We start from the raw sequence: 16,280 nt of genomic DNA, 5'->3' as shown, positions 1-16,280 counted from the left end.
GGCGCGTCAGCGCTTGTAGTTGGGCGCCTCGACGACGATCTGGACGTCGTGGGGGTGCGACTCCTTCAGGCCCGCGGGGGTGATCCGCACGAACTTCCCCTTCGCCTTCAGCTCATCGATCGTGCGCGCGCCGACGTAGAACATCGACTGCCGCAGTCCCCCGACGAGCTGATAGGCCACCGCCGAGACGGGACCGCGGTAGGCGACCTGCCCCTCGATGCCCTCGGGGATCAGCTTGTCGTCACTGGGCACGTCGGCCTGGAAGTAGCGGTCCTTCGAGTACGAGGTCTTCTTGCCGCGGGTCTGCAGCGCTCCGAGCGAGCCCATACCGCGGTAGAGCTTGAACTGCTTGCCGCCCTGGAAGACGATCTCGCCCGGCGACTCGTCGGTGCCGGCGAGGAGCGAGCCGAGCATCACGGTGTCGGCACCGGCGACCAGCGCCTTGGCGATGTCGCCCGAGTACTGCAGTCCCCCGTCGGCGATGACCGGGATGCCGGCCTCGCGGGCGGCCTGGAACGCCTCCCAGATCGCGGTGACCTGGGGCACGCCGACACCGGCGACGATGCGGGTCGTGCAGATCGATCCGGGCCCGACGCCCACCTTGACGGCGTCCACACCCGCGTCGATGAGCGCCTTCGCGCCCTCGCGGGTGGCGACGTTGCCGCCGATGACGTCGATGTGCGCGAACGACGCGTCGGCCTTGATGCGACGGACCATGTCGATGACGCCGGCCGACTGTCCGTTCGCCGTGTCGACCACGAGGACGTCGACACCGGCGTCACGGAGCGCCTCCGCGCGCTCCCACGCGTCGCCGAAGAAGCCGATGGCGGCGCCGACGCGCAGACGTCCGTGCTCGTCCTTGGTGGCGAGGGGATACTTCTCGCTCTTGTCGAAGTCCTTGATGGTGATGAGTCCGGCGAGCTTGCCGTCGTCGTCGATGAGCGGCAGCTTCTCGACGCGGTGCCGCGCGAACAGGGCGATCACCTCGTTGGCGCCGATGCCGACGCGTCCGGTGATGAGCCCCTCGCGGGTCATGACGTCGCGGACCTTGGTCGTCTGACGCTCGAAGCCGGAGACGAAGCGCATGTCGCGGTTCGTGATGATGCCGAGGAGGACGCCGTCCTCATCCACGACCGGAAGCCCCGAGATGCGGTACGTCGCGCACAGCCCGTCGACCACTTCGATGGTCGCGTCGGGCGTCGTGGTGATCGGGTCGGTGATCATCCCCGACTCGCTCCGCTTGACGCGGTCGACCATGGACGCCTGCTCGGCGATCGCGAGGTTGCGGTGGATGATGCCGAGACCGCCCTCGCGGGCGATAGCGATCGCCATGCGCGCCTCGGTCACGGTGTCCATCGCGCTGGAGATCAGCGGCGTGGCCACGGTGACGCGGCGGGTGACCCGCGACGAGGTGTCGGCTTCACTCGGGATGACGTCGGTGTGCCCCGGGAGGAGCAGCACGTCGTCGTAGGTGAGACCGACGAAGCCGAAGGGGTCGTGCTGATCCATGGTTCTCCTGCGCTCGGGGGCATCGCGGGCACGCTCGCGCGCGTGCGCGGGCCGTTGCTGACGATTCTAACGTCGGCGTACGAACCGTATTCCCGGCGCGTCGCGGCCATGCACTCTGCTCGCGCGGCACCGCTCCCAGATCACATCTCGGTATCCGCATCGATCGGAAAGTAGGCGAAACACCGACGAAACAGTAACCTCATACCGTCGTTCATCACGGCCGATGCGACCCGGACTTCGGCGTGCGCGTGGTGCTGAACTGGAGGTTCCGTGGGTCCTACGACTGTGACCGCAAAGCAGCTGTCGCGCGGTCGACCACTGCATCGGGTGGTGATCATGGCCGGTGCACTGATGGCGGCGGCCATGATGCTGCTGGCCACCCCCACCGGAGCGAATGCCGCTCCCCCGGCATCCGTCGACGCGGCCGAGACCGCCGAGACCGCCGAGACCGAGTCGACGCTCGTCGCCCCCGATGAGCCCGGGGGTGATCAGGAGCAGACGCAGTTCTACTTCTCAGGACTCATCGACTTCGAGGGTGCACCGGTCGACGGTGTCGAGGTGTCGATCGAAGGCGGCGGATTCGACGCCACGACCGTCACCGACGCCGACGGCCGTTGGCGACTGTACGTGCCCGAGAAGGACACCTACACCTTCATCGTGAACGAGGACACGTTGCCGGACGGGGTCATCGTCGACCCGACCCTCCTCCCGGAAGGGATCGCGCCGGTCCAGGGCACGTCCGCCTCCTTCGAGGTGGAGTTCGGACTCACCAACTCCCGCGTGCTCAACCTCTTCCTCGGCGAGGGCACGCGCGTGACCACGTCGTTCGTCGACCAGTTCGCCGAGCGCATCGTCAACGGCGTGAACTTCGGACTGCTCCTCGCCCTCGCCGCCGTCGGCGTCTCGCTCATCTTCGGAACGACGGGCCTGACGAACTTCGCCCACGCCGAGATGCTGACCTTCGGCGCGGTGATGGCGCTGCTCTTCGCGGGCTTCGGATTACCGATGTGGATCGTGATCCCCCTGGTCCTCGTCGCCGGCGTCGCACTCGGTTGGGGATTGGATGCCGGTCTCTGGAAACCGCTGCGGCGGCGCGGCATCGGGCTGGTGCAGCTGATGATCGTCAGCATCGGTCTTTCACTCGCCGGCCGCTACGCGTTCCAGTTCTTCATCGGCGGCGGCACGTACCAGCTTCCCGGCGCCGGATCGCCCAAGATCGATCTGATCGGGCCCATCAGCCTCTCCGTCATCGACATGTGGTCCATGGGCATCAGCGTCCTCGCACTGGCGGGCGTCGCCTACTGGCTGCTGCGGACCCGCATCGGAAAGGCGACGCGCGCCATCTCGGACAACCCGGGCCTGGCCGCGGCATCCGGCATCAACGTCGACCGCGTCATCCGGGTCGTGTGGATGCTCTCCGCATCGCTGGCGGCGATCGCCGGCGTGCTGTGGGCCTACTTCCGCCCCGGCGTGAAGTGGGACATGGGCATGCAGGTGCTGCTGCTCATCTTCGCCGCGGTGACCCTCGGCGGTCTCGGGACGGCGTTCGGCGCCCTCATCGGTTCGCTGATCGTCGGCATCCTCGTGGAGATCTCCACCCTGTGGATCCCGTCGGACCTCAAGTACGTGGGGGCCCTCGTGGTACTGATCCTCATCCTGCTGGTGAGACCTCAGGGAATCCTGGGTCGCAAAGAGAGACTCGGGTAGGGGCCGACCGTGGACTTCGGACAGATCATCAACCTCAGCCTCGGCTACATCTTCAGCCCGGTCACGCTCGCGTACGCGCTGGCGGCCGTGGGACTGGCGGTGCACTTCGGCTACGCGGGCCTGCTCAACTTCGGTATGGCGGGCTTCATGGCCATCGGCGCCTACGGCTACGCCATCTCCATTCTCAGCTTCAACCTCCCCTGGTGGGTGGGCATCCTCATCGGCTGTGTCGGCGCGATGATCTTCGCGCTGATCCTCGGCATCCCGACGCTGAGGCTGCGCGCTGACTACCTCGCGATCGTGACCATCGCCGCGGCAGAGATCGTGCGCCTCCTCTTCACGACGCAGGTCTTCGACGAGTACACCAACTCGGCCGACGGGCTCGGCGGGTACCACGCGGGCTTCCGTGGCGCGAACCCCTTCCCGCCCGGGACGTACGGCTTCGGACCCTTCACGTACTCGGCCGACCAGCTGTGGGTGCGCGTGTTCGGCCTGATCCTTCTGGCGATCGCGGTCTACCTCGTCTGGGCGCTGATGCGCAGCCCCTGGGGGCGCGTCCTCAAGGGCATCCGCGAGGACGAGGACGCCGTGCGCTCGCTCGGGAAGAACGTCTTCGCCTACAAGATGCAGGCGCTCATGATCGGCGGTGTCTTCGGAGCCCTCGGCGGCGTCGTCTTCGCCCTTCCGTCCGCCGTCGTCCCCGCCGTCTACCAGACGTCGCTGACGTTCTTCATCTGGACGATCCTCCTCCTCGGCGGTGCCGCGACCGTGTTCGGTCCGGTCGTGGGGGCGGTCATCTTCTGGGTGCTGATGGCGTTCCTCGACGCCTTCCTCCCCGCCCTCGCCGCGGTCGGCGTCCTGCCGATCACCTCGATCCAGGCGGCGACCCTGCGATTCATCCTGGTCGGTGTGGCGCTCATGCTCATCGTGATCTTCCGCCCCCAGGGCATCTTCGGAAACAAGAGGGAGCTGACCTTTGTCAAGTAACCCCACCCCGGGCGCCCGTCGCCCGAAGACCACCGGTCTCGCCACCGGCGAGGCGGTCCCCGGCGTCGCCAAGACCGATCCGATCATGGTCATCGACCACGTCACGCGCCGCTTCGGCGGCCTCACCGCCGTCGACGTCGACCACCTCGAGATCCCGCGGAACGCGATCACCGCGCTCATCGGACCCAACGGGGCCGGCAAGACCACCCTGTTCAACCTCCTGTGCGGCTTCGACAAGCCGAACTCGGGCACCTGGTCGTACGACGGGACGCAGCTCTCCGGCATCCCGTCGTTCAAGGTCGCCCGCATGGGCCAGGTGCGCACCTTCCAGCTGACGAAGGCACTGTCGCTGCTGACGGTGCTCGAGAACATGAAGCTCGGCGCCTCGCATCAGAAGGGCGAGAGCCTCTGGGCGAGCATCATCCCCGCCATCTGGCGGAAGCAGGAGACCGACATCGAGGCGAAGGCGCGTGAGCTCCTCGCCCGCTTCAAGCTCGATGCCAAGGCCGACGATTACGCCGCCTCGCTGTCGGGCGGTCAGCGCAAGCTCCTCGAGATGGCGCGGGCGCTCATGAGCGACCCGCAGCTGGTCATGCTGGACGAGCCGATGGCAGGCGTGAACCCGGCGCTCACGCAGTCGCTGCTCGATCACATCCTCGACCTCAAGGAACTGGGCATGACCGTGCTGTTCGTCGAGCACGACATGCACATGGTCCGCCACATCGCCGACTGGGTCGTCGTCATGGCCGAGGGCCGCGTCGTGGCCGAGGGCCCGCCGGACACCGTCATGAACGACAAGGCCGTCATCGACGCCTATCTCGGCAGCCACCAGGACGTCGACCTCGGCGTGGTGACCGGCCGCGTCGAGGGGAAGATGAACACCGAGGCGATCCAGCTGGTGGAAGAGATCAAAGAGGCCGAGGAGTCCGCCGTGCACGAGGCCGAAGAGGAGCAGAAATGACCGCCGACCCCGCCGCCTCCCCCACCCCGCCGGCCGCCGCCTCGACGGCGGCGGAGGACCTGGTCGTCAACGTCAAGGACCTCTATGCGGGCTATCTCCCCGGCATCAACATCATCAACGGTGCGAACCTGACCGCCCGCAAGGGCGAGCTGATCGGCATCATCGGTCCGAACGGCGCCGGGAAGTCGACTCTCCTCAAGGCGATCTTCGGCATGGTGAAGGTGCGCGAGGGCGAGATCACCGTCGACGGCAAGAGCGTCGTCGGGCTGAAGTCCGACAAGCTCGTCGCCCGGGGGATCGGTTTCGTGCCGCAGAACAACAACGTGTTCCCCTCGCTCTCCATCGAGGAGAACCTGCAGATGGGGCTGTACCAGAAGCCCAAGGCGTATGCCGAGCGCCTCGAGTTCGTCACGGGCATCTTCGCCGAGCTCGGCAAGCGCCTGAAGCAGCGCGCGGGGTCGCTCTCGGGCGGCGAGCGCCAGATGGTGGCGATGTCGCGCGCCCTGATGATGGACCCCTCCGTGCTGCTCCTCGACGAGCCCTCCGCGGGACTGTCCCCCGTGCGTCAGGACGATGCGTTCATCCGTGTCTCCGACATCAACAAGGCCGGCGTCACCACGATCATGGTCGAGCAGAACGCCCGCCGGTGCCTGCAGATCTGCGATCGCGGGTACGTCCTCGACCAGGGTCGTGACGCCTACGAGGGCACCGGCCGCGAGCTGCTGAACGACCCGAAGGTGATCGGTCTCTACCTCGGCACGCTCGGTTCCGAAGAGGACTGACCGCGCACGCACACGCACACGACATAAGAGAGGAGCCCCCGGGATGACTCCCGGGGGCTCCTCTCTTGCTGTGTCAGCGAGACTCAGAGGTCGATGCGGTTGAAGATGTTGTCCGCGTCGAACTCGAAGATGCCGATGGTCGCACCGGTCGGGTCGCCGTTCTCGTCGAACGAGATCGGTCCGGAGTAGCCGTCGTAGTCGGCCACGCCGCCGCCGAGGATGATGTCGGCGCACTCCTCGTAGGTGGTGCAGGTCTCACCGTCGCCGGTGCCACCGGAGACCTCCTGGAGCTTGCCGGCGATGTCGGCGGCATCCGTGGAGTTCGCCGCGAGCGAGGCGAGGGCGAGCAGCACGACGGCGTCGTAGGACTCGTTGGCGTACGCGAACTCGGCGAGGTCGGAGTTGCCTTCGCCGACCCACCACTCGTTGAGGCGCTCCTGGAAGTCCTCCGGGGTGTTCGGGCCGGCGGGCGTGGTGCCCTTGGCGCCCTCCAGGCTCGCACCCTCGGGCCAGTCCTCGGACTCGCCGAACTGGGCGAGGTTGCCGTCGACGAAGTAGAGGTCCTCACCGGGGAAGCCGGCGTTGATCAGCGCGGGAGCGATCGTGTAGACCTCGTCGAAGGTGATGAGGACGATCGCCTCGGGGTCCTCGGCGAGGACGGCCGAGATCTGCGCGTCGAACGTGGTGTCACCGGCGTTGAACGACTCGGAGGCGACGACCGTGCCGCCGGCGGCGGTGAACGCGTCGGTGAAGAACTGGTTGAGGCCGGTTCCGTACGAGTCGTTGAGGTAGATCGTCGCGACGTTCTGGCGGCCGTCTTCGGCGACCAGGTTGCCGAGGACCTCACCCTGGAGCACGTCCGAGGGGGCGGTGCGCCAGTACAGGCCGTTGTCGTCCCACGTGGTGAACTCGGCCGAGGTGTTCGCCGGCGAGAAGGTGATGACGCCCGCGGCGACGTGGTCGTCCAGGAACAGCTTGGTCACACCGGAGGATGCCGCACCGATGGCCGCGGTCACGCCCTCGGAGATGAGGCGCGGGCTCGTGGTCTGCCAGGCGTTGTTCGCCGCGTCACCCGAGTCGCCCCAGACGATGTCGTCGATGGTGAGGCCGGTGGTCTCGGAGTACGCGTTGACGTCGGCGGCGGCGAGGCCGACACCCGCCTCCTCGGGCGGGCCGAGGAAGGCCAGCGCACCGGTCTGCGGGAGGATCGTGCCGATCTTGAGGGTGAGGTCGCGCGTGTCGACGGGCTCGCCGGTGGCTCCGCCGCCCGAGTCGCCACCGGCGCAGCCGGCGAGGACGAGGGCGCTGGCGCCGGCGAGCGCGATGCCGCCGAAGGCTGCCTTGCGCGAGCGGGTGAAGACGCTCATCTTGCTCCTTGTGGGTTGTGATCGCGGGAACGGCTCGGGCGCCGACCCAGTGCCCTAAACCTAGTGCGGGGCCCGCGTCGGGAATGTTGCCATTCGTTAACGATGTGTAACGCGCCCGAAGAGCGGCCGCGCGAGCCGAGATTGTGCAGATCGCTCGATTCCCGGCCGCGATACCCAGGCGGGGTATACGATGAGATGTCGTACCCCCCTCCCGTATTCCTCACGAAGGAGTCGAACGATGTCCCAGGCCTCGACCTATCAGGTGACCGGCATGACCTGCGGCCACTGCGAAGCGGCCGTCCGCACCGAGGTGACGAAGATCGACGGTGTGCGCGACGTGGCCGTCGACGCCGGCACCGGCGTCCTCGCGATCACGAGCGACGCACCCCTGACCGACGACGACGTCCTCGCCGCCGTGGACGAGGCCGGCTACGAAGCGGTCCGCGCCTCGTGAGCGTCCTCCCGCCCGACAGCCTGACCGAGCCGCGCGCCCGGATCGGGCTGGAGATCGGCGGGATGACATGCGCCTCCTGCGCCGCGCGGATCGAGAAGCGCCTGAACCGGATGCCGGGGGTCTCGGCATCCGTCAACTTCGCCACCGAGCGCGCCGTCGTCACGGCCCCGGTCGATCTCGATCCGGCCGACCTCGTCGCGGAGGTCGGCCGGACCGGGTACTCCGCCGCGCTTCCCGCCGCCCCCGGCGACGCCGGCGCACCCGCGCAAGCCGTGTCCGATGCGGATGCCGGAGCGGACGGAGGTCCGCGCGAGGGCGCCGAGCTCCGCGCGCTCCGACAGCGCCTCCTCGGCGCCGTCGTCCTGTCTGTGCCGGTGATCGTGCTCGCGATGGTGCCCGCGTTGCAGTTCACGTACTGGCAGTGGGCGAGTCTCGCCTTGGCTGCCCCCGTGGTGGTGTGGGGCGCGTGGCCGTTCCATCGGGCGGCCACCATCAATCTGCGCCACGGTGCCGCGACCATGGACACCCTCATCTCGATGGGCGTGACGGCGGCGTTCCTGTGGTCGCTCTACGCCCTCTTCCTCGGACACGCGGGGATGCCGGGAATGACCCACGCCTTCGAATGGACCGTCCAGCCCAGCGACGGTGCCGGCGACATCTACCTCGAGGTCGCCGCAGGCGTCACCACCTTCGTCCTGGCCGGCCGCTACATCGAGATGCGCGCCAAACGCCGGGCGGGTGCCGCGCTTCGCGCGCTCCTCGACCTCGGCGCGAAGGACGCCGCGGTCCTCCGCCCGGATGCCGAGGGCGTCCTGGTCGAGTCCCGCATCCCGATCGCGGCGCTCACCGTCGGCGACCGCTTCATCGTGCGCCCCGGCGAGAAGGTCGCCACCGACGGAGTCGTGGAGGCGGGCACCTCTGCGCTCGACGTCTCCATGGTCACCGGCGAGTCAATCCCCCGCGATGTCGCGCCGGGCGACGCCGTCGTCGGCGCGACGGTGAACACCGCCGGCCGCCTCGTCGTGCGCGCCACCCGGGTGGGCGCCGACACCCAGCTCGCCCAGATGGCGCGGCTCGTCGACGAGGCCCAGTCCGGCAAGGCCCGCATCCAGCGCCTCGCCGACCGGATCTCGGGCGTCTTCGTTCCGATCGTGCTGGTGCTCTCCGCCCTCACCCTGACCACCTGGCTCGTGCTCGGCGCCCCCGCGTCGTTCGCCTTCACCGCCGCGGTGACGGTGCTGATCATCGCGTGCCCGTGCGCACTGGGTCTCGCGACCCCGATCGCACTCCTCGTCGGCACGGGCCGCGGCGCGCGGCTCGGCATCCTGATCAAGGGTCCAGAGGTGCTCGAGTCCACGCGACGCGTGGACACCGTGGTGCTCGACAAGACCGGGACGGTGACCACCGGACGGATGTCGGTCACCGAGGTCCGCGCCTTCTCCCCCGCCGCCGAGACCGACCTCCTCCGTGCCGCCGCGGCGCTCGAGGACGCCTCGGAGCACCCGATCGCGCGTGCGATCGCCGCGGCCGCCCCCGGGGAGGCTCCTCTTCCGGCGGCCGAGGCGTTCCAGAACGTCCCGGGGCTCGGCGTCTCGGGGCAGGTCGAGGGCCGGACGGTGCTCGTCGGACGCGCCGCTCTGCTGCGCGAGTGGGCCGTCGCCGTGCCGGACGACCTCCTGGCCGCGCAGACGTCGGCCGAGACCGCGGGACGGACGGCCGTGCTGGTCGCCCTCGAGGGGGTCGCGGCCGGGCTGATCGTCGTCGCAGACACGCCGAAGCCCGACGCGCGTCAGGCCGTCGCCGACCTCCGCGCCCTCGGGCTCACCCCGATCCTCCTCACCGGCGACAACGCCGGGGCGGCCCACGCGGTGGCCCGCGAGGTCGGGATCGACGAGGTCGTCTCCGACGTCCTCCCCGCCGACAAAGTCGACGTGGTCCGGAAGCTCCAGGCGTCCGGCCGCGTCGTGGCGATGGTCGGCGACGGCGTGAACGACGCCGCCGCCCTCGCGCAGGCCGACCTCGGCATCGCGATGGGGACGGGAACGGATGCCGCGATCGAGGCGTCCGACCTGACGCTCGTCCGCGGCGATCTGCGCAGCGCCGCCGACGCCATCCGCCTCTCGCGCGCCACGCTCCGCACCATCAAGACGAATCTCTTCTGGGCCTTCGCCTACAACGTCGCCGCCCTGCCGCTGGCGGCTCTGGGATTGTTGAATCCGATGATCGCCGGGGCCGCCATGGCGCTGTCCTCGACGTTCGTCGTCGCGAACAGCGCACGCCTCCGCTCGTTCCGGGCACTGTCCGCGACGCCGCGCTCCGCCACCCCCTCGCCCGCGCCGATGAAGGAGTCCTCGTGACCGACACCCTCGACACCACGCACGACCACGCCCACCACGGGTACATCACCGATAAGGAGAAGTACCTCGCGCGCCTCAAGCGCATCGAGGGGCAGGCGCGGGGCGTCCACCGCATGGTGGACGAGGAGAAGTACTGCATCGACATCCTGACCCAGATCAGCGCGCTCACGAGCGCGCTCGAAGCGGTCGCCGTCGGGCTGCTCGAGGACCACCTGCGCCACTGCGTCGTCGACGCCGCGCGGCTGGGTGGCCCCGAGGCCGACGAGAAGATCACCGAGGCGACGCAGGCGATCGCGCGCCTCGTCCGCTGAGGGCCCTGGGGAGGGGCCGATCAGGTCAGCTCGGCGACATCCGGGACTCCTCGTCGTCGCGCGTTCACGAGCGAATCGACGGTGAGGACGGCGAGCGCGACCCAGACCAGGGCGAATCCGATCCACCGCTCCACCGGCATCGGCTCCTGCAGGATCCAGACGCCGATGAGGAACTGCAGGATCGGCGCGACGAACTGCAGCAGCCCGATGACGGTGAGCGGGACGCGTCGCGCGCCGGCGGCGAAGAAGAGCAGCGGCACCGCGGTGACGGCACCGACGCCGACCAGGAGCACGGTGTGCAGGGTCCCGGCGGTGCCGAGGGTGAGCCCGGTCGTCATGCCGACGACGGTGAGGAGGACCACGGCCACGGGCGTCAGCCACGCCGATTCGAGCGTGAGACCGCTGACGGCGTCCACTGTCGGGCCGACCCGCTTCTTCACGAGGCCGTAGAGGCTGAAGCTCGCCGCGAGGGTCAGCGCGATCCAGGGGAAGCTGCCGTAGCCGACGATGATCACGATCACCGCGACGGCGGCGAGGCCGATCGCGATCCACTGCGTGATCCGCAGCCGCTCGTGGAGGACCAGGACGCCGAGGAGGACGGTCGCGATCGGGTTGATGAAGTAGCCGAGGCTCGTCTCGATCACGTGCCCGGTAAGGGCACCGTAGATGAAGACCTGCCAGTTGATGTAGATGAGCCCGCCCGCGAGCGCCGTGAGTCCGAGGATCCTCGGCTGCCGCACGACGCGCGCCAGGCGCCCCCACGAGCGCGTCACCGACAGCAGCAGCACGCAGAAGACGAGGGAGAAGACGATCCGCCACGCGACGAGCTCCCACGGCCCGGTGGGTTCGAGCAGGACGAAGTAGAGCGGGAGGAATCCCCACAGCAGGTACGCGCTGAAGGCGTAGATCCCGCCGACGGTGCGTTCGCGCGGGGTGTCGTTCGGGGCGGCGTCCCGCACGCCGGGCAGAGCCGATTCCGCGTTCACCGGATCAGCCTAGGCGCTGCGACGCTCACGCCGAGCCGCTCCACGGCGCCGGGACGATCACCCACAGCGCGACCGCCGGCTCACCGCCCTCGACGCGCCACGTGTGCGGCTCGCGCCCCGGGAAGGTGAGGGCGTCGCCGGCGGTCATCGTGATCGTGCGGTCGGTGAAGCGGACGCTGACGGTCCCCGATACGACGTGCAGGGTCTCGACCTCGCAGCTGATCGTGTAGAGGTCCGCGCCACCGTGCGCGTCGGGCGCCAGGTCGGAGCGCAGCAGCTGCACCCGCTGCTCCCCGCGCGGCGACAACAGGCGCTCGTCGGCGTTCACCCCGCCGAGATTGATCCGCGGCGCATCCGCGAGCGTGACGTGCTGGACGTCGGGCGCGGCGAAGAGAGCGCCGACCGGCAGGGAGAGCACCTGGCAGAGCTGGACGAGGGTCGCGACGCTCGGCGAGGTCTCGTCCCGCTCGACGCGGCTGAGGAACCCCTTGCTGAGCCCGGTGGTCTGCGCGACCTGCGCGAGGGACATCCCCTGCGCGGTCCGCGCCGCGCGGAGCTTCGCGCCGATGGGGGTCTGCGCCGCGTCGGCGGCGGGGTGGATGGCGCGCACGGAACTCCTGAACGGGTTGACGGCGGTGGCGCACCGCGCGTACGGTGATCGCGACAGTTGACCATAGAGTATCGAAGGTTGCCAAATATGCAACACCCCTCCGCGTCGGACTCGTCCCCCGCTCCGATCGGCCCGGTGGACGCCAGCGTCGTGCCCCGGTTCGCCGGGATCGCCACCTTCGCGCGCCTGCCCCGGATCGAGGACATCGCGCACGCCGACATCGCCGTCGTCGGCGTCCCCTTCGACAGCGGCGTGAGCTACCGCCCGGGTGCCCGCTTCGGTCCGGCGCACGTCCGCGAGGCCTCGCGCCTCCTCCGCCCCTACAACCCGGCGCAGGATGTCTTCCCCTTCGGCAGCCAGCAGGTCGCGGACGCCGGCGACATCGCCGCGAACCCGTTCGACATCACCGAAGCCGTCGCCGCCGTCGAGGCCGGTGCCCGCGCGCTCCGCACCCGCGCCGACCGCCTTGTGACCATCGGCGGCGACCACACGATCGCACTACCCCTCCTTCGGGCCGTCCACGCCGAGCACGGCCCGGTCGCCGTCCTCCACTTCGACGCGCACCTGGACACGTGGGACACGTACTTCGGCGCTCCGACGACGCACGGCACGCCCTTCCGCCGCGCATCGGAGGAAGGGCTCATCGACATGACGGCCAGCATGCACGTCGGCATCCGCGGTCCGCTGTACTCCAAGGGCGACCTGGAGGACGACGCGCGCCTCGGCTTCGCGGTGGTGACCTGCGAAGACGTCGAGGAACGGGGCCTGGACGCCGCGATCGCGCGCATCCGCGCCCGCATCGGCGACGCCCCCCTGTACATCTCGATCGACATCGACGTCCTCGACCCCGCACATGCCCCCGGCACCGGCACCCCCGAAGCCGGCGGACTCACCAGCCGCGAGCTGCTGCGGATGATCCGCGCCCTCAGCGACCGGCGGATCGTCGGCGCCGACGTCGTGGAGGTCGCGCCCGCGTACGACCACGCGCAGCTGACCGCCGTGGCGGCGAGCCACGTCGTCTACGAGCTGCTGAGCGCCATGGCCCCCCGCGGGGGTGCGCGATGACCGCGGCGGCACTTCCGGTCCCGGCCGAGGACGACGTGCGCGCGGCGGCGGAGGCCGTCGTCCGCGCGTTCGCCGCCAACGACGGCGACACCTACTTCTCGCTGTTCAGCGAGGATGCCACGTTCGTCTTCCACACCGAACCCGCCCGGCTCGACATCCGCTCGGCGTACGAGGAGCTGTGGCGCGCCTGGATCGCGGAGGGCTGGCGGGTCGCGTCCTGCCGCTCGAGCGACGCCCGCGTGCAGACCTTCCCCGGCGGTGCGGTCTTCACCCACACGGTCCACACCACCGTCGACACCGCCGAGGGGCCGGAGTCCTCGATCGAACGGGAGACCATCGTCTTCCGGACGACGGATGCCGGCCCCCTCGTCGCCGTCCACGAACACCTCTCCGCCCAGCCCTGACCTCTCGCCGACCCGACCCGAACCCTGAGGAGCCCCGAAGATGTCGCTCTACTCCCGACTGGAGACCCGCCTCCAGAGCAACGCCGATGATGCCGGCCCGGTGAAGGGGACCTCCTCCACCGGCCGGATCCTGATGATCTGGCTCGCCGCGAACCTCGTGGTGACGACGCTCCTCACCGGCACCCTGTTCGTGCCCGACGTGTCGTATCCGCTGGTCATCGGACTCATCGTCGCCGGCACCGTGCTCGGCGCCGGCGTCCTGGTGACCATCGGCGCGATCGGCACCCGCACGGGGCTTCCGACCATGGCCCTGACACGCGGGCCGTTCGGCATCCGCGGGAGCCTCCTCGCGGTCGCCGCGAACGTCGTCATCCTCATGGGGTGGAGCTGGGTGCAGGCGATGCTCGCCGGCATCGCCCTCAACTTCCTCGTCGCGACCCTCACGGGTTTCTCGAGCCCCGTCCTGTTCGCGGTGCTCTGCCAGACGATCGTGGTGATCCTCGCGATCTTCGGCCACGCCGGTGTCGCCCGCGTGGAGCCGTGGTTCGCCGCAGCGATCCTCGCACTGGCGGCCTACATCTTCGTCGTGGTCTTCACCGCGTACGCCCCGGCGGACTTCGCCTCCCTCGCCGCCCCGACGGAGCCGTTCTACACGCCGGGTCTCGCCTTCGACGTCGTGCTGGCGACCGCGATCTCGTGGACGGTGCTCTCGGCCGACTTCAACCGCTTCGCCCGCTCTCCGCGCCGCGGGGTCATCGGCTCGGGGATCGGCTACACCCTGTCCACCGTGATCGCGATGACGCTCGGCGCGACCGCGATCGGCTACGTCGCCCTGCAAGGACTGGAGGTCATCCCCTTCGACCCGGTGACGATCATCGAGCCCTTCGGCGCGCCGCTGGCGGTCGCGATCTTCCTGTCGGTGATGGCCACGAACACGATGGTCGTCTACGGAATGGTCACGAGCGTCGTCAACGCCCTGCCGGGAAAGCGGGTCCGCTTCCTTCCGACCGCGCTCGTGCTCGGAGTCATCTCGGTGATCGGAGCGACCTTCTTCGGCCTCCTCGACCAGTTCACGACCTTCCTCGTGACGATCAGCGCGCTGTTCGCGCCGGTGTTCGCGATCATGATCGTCGACTACTACGTGATCCGGCGCGGCCGCTACGGCGCGGACATCCTCTCCGCCCGCGGCGGGTCGTTCTGGTACACCGGCGGCGTGAACGTCTGGGCCGTCCTGTCGTGGGTCGTGGGCGCGACCTCGGCCTACGTCTGGGCGTACGTGTGGCCGCTGCCCTTCGGCGCGACCGTGCCCGCGTTCCTCCTCACCTTCGTCGTCTACCTGCTCGTCTCGCTCCCCCGCCGGTCGGCTGAGCCGTTCGGGCCGGCCGTCCACCTCGCGGATGCCGTCGACGAGGCGTCGGGACCGGAGCCGGAGCCGGGGCCGCGACGGGCGGCGAAGCGTGCGTGACCTGTCGCACCCGGTCCGCGGGGGGATGACGGTCTACCCGGGCGACCCCGCGGTGTCCTCGGAGGAGGCGCTGACGCTGTCGCGCGACGGGGTCGCGGTGACGTCGTGGCACCTGGGCTCGCACACGGGGACGCACGTGGACGCGCCGGCGCACACCGTCGCCGGTGGCCGCACCATGGCGGAGGTGGCGCTGGACGAGCTCGTCGGCGACGCGATCGTCCTGCGGGCGCCCGGACTCCGTGAGGGGCAGCGCTACGGGCGGGCGGAGCTGGAGGCCGCGGAGCCGCTGCCCGCCGGCGTGCCGCCGATCGTGATCATCGACACCGGCTGGGCGGCCCACTTCGCCGGCGACGCCGCGGTGCGGCATCCGTTCCTGGATCCGGATGCCGCACGGGAGCTGCGGGCGCGCGGCATGCGGGTCCTCGCCGTCGACACCCTGAGCCCCGACCCGACGGAGCCGGCGGCGGACGCGTTCCCGGTGCACGAGGTCGTGCTGGGCGCGGACGGGTTGATCGTGGAGAACGTCTGCGGTCTGGAGGGACTGCCGCGGCTCGTGCGCGTCGGGTTCTTCCCGCTGCGGATCGACGGCGACGGCGCGCCCGTCCGCGCGGTCGCCTTCCTCCCCTGACGCGCGTCCTCGGGCCGTTCAGTGGCGCCTTCGCGTGGGTGCGAAGCGTCGGGACCCGCACGAAGGCGCCACTGAACGCGGCGGCGACGCACGAAAGAGGGCCGGATGCCGAAGCATCCGACCCTCTCTGCGAGAAACGCGAAGAACGCGGATCAGCGGACGACGACCGCCAGGACGTCGCGCGCCGACAGGACGAGGAACTCGTCCGCACCGAACTTGACCTCGGTGCCGCCGTACTTGCTGTAGATCACGCGGTCGCCGACGGCGACGTCGAGCGGGACGCGGTTGCCGTTGTCGTCGATGCGACCGGGGCCCACCGCGACGACCTCGCCCTCCTGGGGCTTCTCCTTCGCGGTGTCGGGAATGACCAGACCGCTGGACGTGGTCTGCTCGGCCTCGACCTGCTTGATGACGATGCGGTCCTCGAGCGGCTTGATGGAAACCGACACGGGTCTACCTCTGCTTTCCTGTGAGACTCAAGACTCGTTAGCAACCTCACGGTGAGAGTGCTAACGCAAGTGTAGGCAAAGCGTTGGCACTCATGCAACGTGAGTGCCAACCTCGTGGCGTCGGATGTCGCGATCCGCCCGTCGGCGATGTATCAGGCCCGGCGCCCCCGCCTCCTCGATCACGAGGGTCTCCCTCTCACATGTCGATCGGTGACGCAAGATGCCGATCGGGCCTCGC

At 69.7% G+C, this 16,280-nt stretch carries 16 protein-coding genes; 11 read left to right on the top strand and 5 right to left on the bottom strand.

Going from position 1 to position 16,280, the window contains the following annotated elements; translation table 11 throughout:
• Positions 1-6: 6 nt before the first annotated feature.
• Positions 7-1,509 (bottom strand): IMP dehydrogenase, encoded by a 1,503-nt coding sequence (gene guaB / locus AB0O93_RS10710; protein WP_363343147.1) that lies wholly within the window; start codon positions 1,507-1,509, stop codon positions 7-9.
• Positions 1,510-1,842: 333 nt separating this feature from the next.
• Between guaB and AB0O93_RS10705 the strand changes: the two genes are divergently transcribed.
• Genes AB0O93_RS10705 through AB0O93_RS10690 form a run of 4 tightly spaced genes read left to right on the top strand, consistent with a single transcriptional unit; the run spans position 1,843 to position 5,946 of the window.
• On the top strand, positions 1,843-3,216 hold the full coding sequence (locus AB0O93_RS10705; RefSeq protein WP_363343421.1) for a branched-chain amino acid ABC transporter permease: 1,374 nt from the start codon (positions 1,843-1,845) through the stop codon (positions 3,214-3,216).
• 9 nt (positions 3,217-3,225) lie between these two features.
• The gene (locus AB0O93_RS10700; protein WP_363343145.1) at positions 3,226-4,203 is read left to right on the top strand and encodes a branched-chain amino acid ABC transporter permease; all 978 of its coding nucleotides are present in this window, start codon (positions 3,226-3,228) and stop codon (positions 4,201-4,203) included.
• Positions 4,193-5,164: an ABC transporter ATP-binding protein gene (locus AB0O93_RS10695; protein ID WP_363343143.1), complete on the top strand. Its 972-nt coding sequence runs from the start codon at positions 4,193-4,195 to the stop codon at positions 5,162-5,164. The genes AB0O93_RS10700 and AB0O93_RS10695 overlap by 11 nt, the downstream gene beginning before the upstream one ends.
• Positions 5,161-5,946 (top strand): ABC transporter ATP-binding protein, encoded by a 786-nt coding sequence (locus AB0O93_RS10690; RefSeq protein WP_363343141.1) that lies wholly within the window; start codon positions 5,161-5,163, stop codon positions 5,944-5,946. The genes AB0O93_RS10695 and AB0O93_RS10690 overlap by 4 nt, the downstream gene beginning before the upstream one ends.
• An 83-nt stretch (positions 5,947-6,029) precedes the next feature.
• Here the strand turns inward: AB0O93_RS10690 and AB0O93_RS10685 are convergent, their stop codons facing one another.
• Entirely contained in the window at positions 6,030-7,313 is a 1,284-nt protein-coding gene (locus tag AB0O93_RS10685) for an ABC transporter substrate-binding protein (RefSeq protein ID WP_363343139.1), read from the bottom strand.
• Positions 7,314-7,551: 238 nt separating this feature from the next.
• Between AB0O93_RS10685 and AB0O93_RS10680 the strand changes: the two genes are divergently transcribed.
• The 3 genes from AB0O93_RS10680 (at position 7,552) to AB0O93_RS10670 (ending at position 10,435) form a co-directional block, all read left to right on the top strand.
• Positions 7,552-7,767 carry a heavy-metal-associated domain-containing protein gene (locus AB0O93_RS10680; RefSeq protein ID WP_363343137.1) on the top strand — a complete coding sequence of 72 codons (216 nt, stop codon included), beginning with the start codon at positions 7,552-7,554 and terminating at the stop codon, positions 7,765-7,767.
• 62 nt (positions 7,768-7,829) lie between these two features.
• On the top strand, positions 7,830-10,124 hold the full coding sequence (locus AB0O93_RS10675) for a heavy metal translocating P-type ATPase (RefSeq protein WP_363343419.1): 2,295 nt from the start codon (positions 7,830-7,832) through the stop codon (positions 10,122-10,124).
• Positions 10,121-10,435: a metal-sensitive transcriptional regulator gene (locus AB0O93_RS10670; RefSeq protein WP_363343135.1), complete on the top strand. Its 315-nt coding sequence runs from the start codon at positions 10,121-10,123 to the stop codon at positions 10,433-10,435. Before AB0O93_RS10675 ends, AB0O93_RS10670 begins: the two co-directional genes overlap by 4 nt.
• Before the next feature lie 20 nt (positions 10,436-10,455).
• On the opposite strand, the gene rarD is transcribed toward AB0O93_RS10670, so the two are convergent.
• Both rarD and AB0O93_RS10660 read right to left on the bottom strand, forming a co-directional pair.
• A complete protein-coding gene (rarD, locus tag AB0O93_RS10665; protein ID WP_363343133.1) occupies positions 10,456-11,421 on the bottom strand; it encodes an EamA family transporter RarD in 966 nt (321 codons plus the stop codon).
• Between the two features lie 25 nt (positions 11,422-11,446).
• Complete coding sequence (locus AB0O93_RS10660) at positions 11,447-12,031, bottom strand: XRE family transcriptional regulator (RefSeq protein ID WP_363343131.1); 585 nt, start codon at positions 12,029-12,031, stop codon at positions 11,447-11,449.
• An 87-nt stretch (positions 12,032-12,118) separates the two neighbouring features.
• On the opposite strand from AB0O93_RS10660, the gene speB reads away from it, so the two are divergent.
• From speB to AB0O93_RS10640, 4 genes are read left to right on the top strand one after another with little or no spacing between them, the layout of a single operon-like run.
• Complete coding sequence (speB, locus tag AB0O93_RS10655) at positions 12,119-13,096, top strand: agmatinase (protein ID WP_363343129.1); 978 nt, start codon at positions 12,119-12,121, stop codon at positions 13,094-13,096.
• Positions 13,093-13,500: a nuclear transport factor 2 family protein gene (locus tag AB0O93_RS10650; protein ID WP_363343127.1), complete on the top strand. Its 408-nt coding sequence runs from the start codon at positions 13,093-13,095 to the stop codon at positions 13,498-13,500. The genes speB and AB0O93_RS10650 overlap by 4 nt, the downstream gene beginning before the upstream one ends.
• A gap of 40 nt (positions 13,501-13,540) precedes the next feature.
• Positions 13,541-14,965, top strand: coding sequence for a cytosine permease (locus AB0O93_RS10645; RefSeq protein ID WP_363343125.1), 1,425 nt, complete (start codon positions 13,541-13,543; stop codon positions 14,963-14,965).
• On the top strand, positions 14,958-15,593 hold the full coding sequence (locus AB0O93_RS10640) for a cyclase family protein (protein WP_363343123.1): 636 nt from the start codon (positions 14,958-14,960) through the stop codon (positions 15,591-15,593). The genes AB0O93_RS10645 and AB0O93_RS10640 overlap by 8 nt, the downstream gene beginning before the upstream one ends.
• 152 nt (positions 15,594-15,745) lie before the next feature.
• Here AB0O93_RS10640 and groES read toward each other — a convergent pair whose 3' ends face one another.
• Complete coding sequence (groES, locus tag AB0O93_RS10635) at positions 15,746-16,042, bottom strand: co-chaperone GroES (RefSeq protein ID WP_053548534.1); 297 nt, start codon at positions 16,040-16,042, stop codon at positions 15,746-15,748.
• Positions 16,043-16,280 lie beyond the last annotated feature (238 nt).

Origin of the sequence: Microbacterium sp. NPDC077184, from assembly GCF_040687055.1 — a bacterium.
Lineage (GTDB): Bacteria > Actinomycetota > Actinomycetes > Actinomycetales > Microbacteriaceae > Microbacterium.
This window is presented reverse-complemented; position numbering and strand designations above follow the sequence as displayed.

What these genes read in the sequence shown, in the direction of transcription:
- AB0O93_RS10690 (WP_363343141.1), top strand. Translation starts at nt 5,161, where the DNA reads ATGACCGCCGACCCCGCCGCCTCCCCCACCCCGCCGGCCGCCGCCTCG.
- AB0O93_RS10650 (WP_363343127.1), top strand. Translation starts at nt 13,093, where the DNA reads ATGACCGCGGCGGCACTTCCGGTCCCGGCCGAGGACGACGTGCGCGCG.
- AB0O93_RS10685 (WP_363343139.1), bottom strand. Translation starts at nt 7,313, where the DNA reads ATGAGCGTCTTCACCCGCTCGCGCAAGGCAGCCTTCGGCGGCATCGCG.
- AB0O93_RS10645 (WP_363343125.1), top strand. Translation starts at nt 13,541, where the DNA reads ATGTCGCTCTACTCCCGACTGGAGACCCGCCTCCAGAGCAACGCCGAT.
- guaB (WP_363343147.1), bottom strand. Translation starts at nt 1,509, where the DNA reads ATGGATCAGCACGACCCCTTCGGCTTCGTCGGTCTCACCTACGACGAC.
- speB (WP_363343129.1), top strand. Translation starts at nt 12,119, where the DNA reads ATGCAACACCCCTCCGCGTCGGACTCGTCCCCCGCTCCGATCGGCCCG.
- AB0O93_RS10675 (WP_363343419.1), top strand. Translation starts at nt 7,830, where the DNA reads ATGACATGCGCCTCCTGCGCCGCGCGGATCGAGAAGCGCCTGAACCGG.
- AB0O93_RS10680 (WP_363343137.1), top strand. Translation starts at nt 7,552, where the DNA reads ATGTCCCAGGCCTCGACCTATCAGGTGACCGGCATGACCTGCGGCCAC.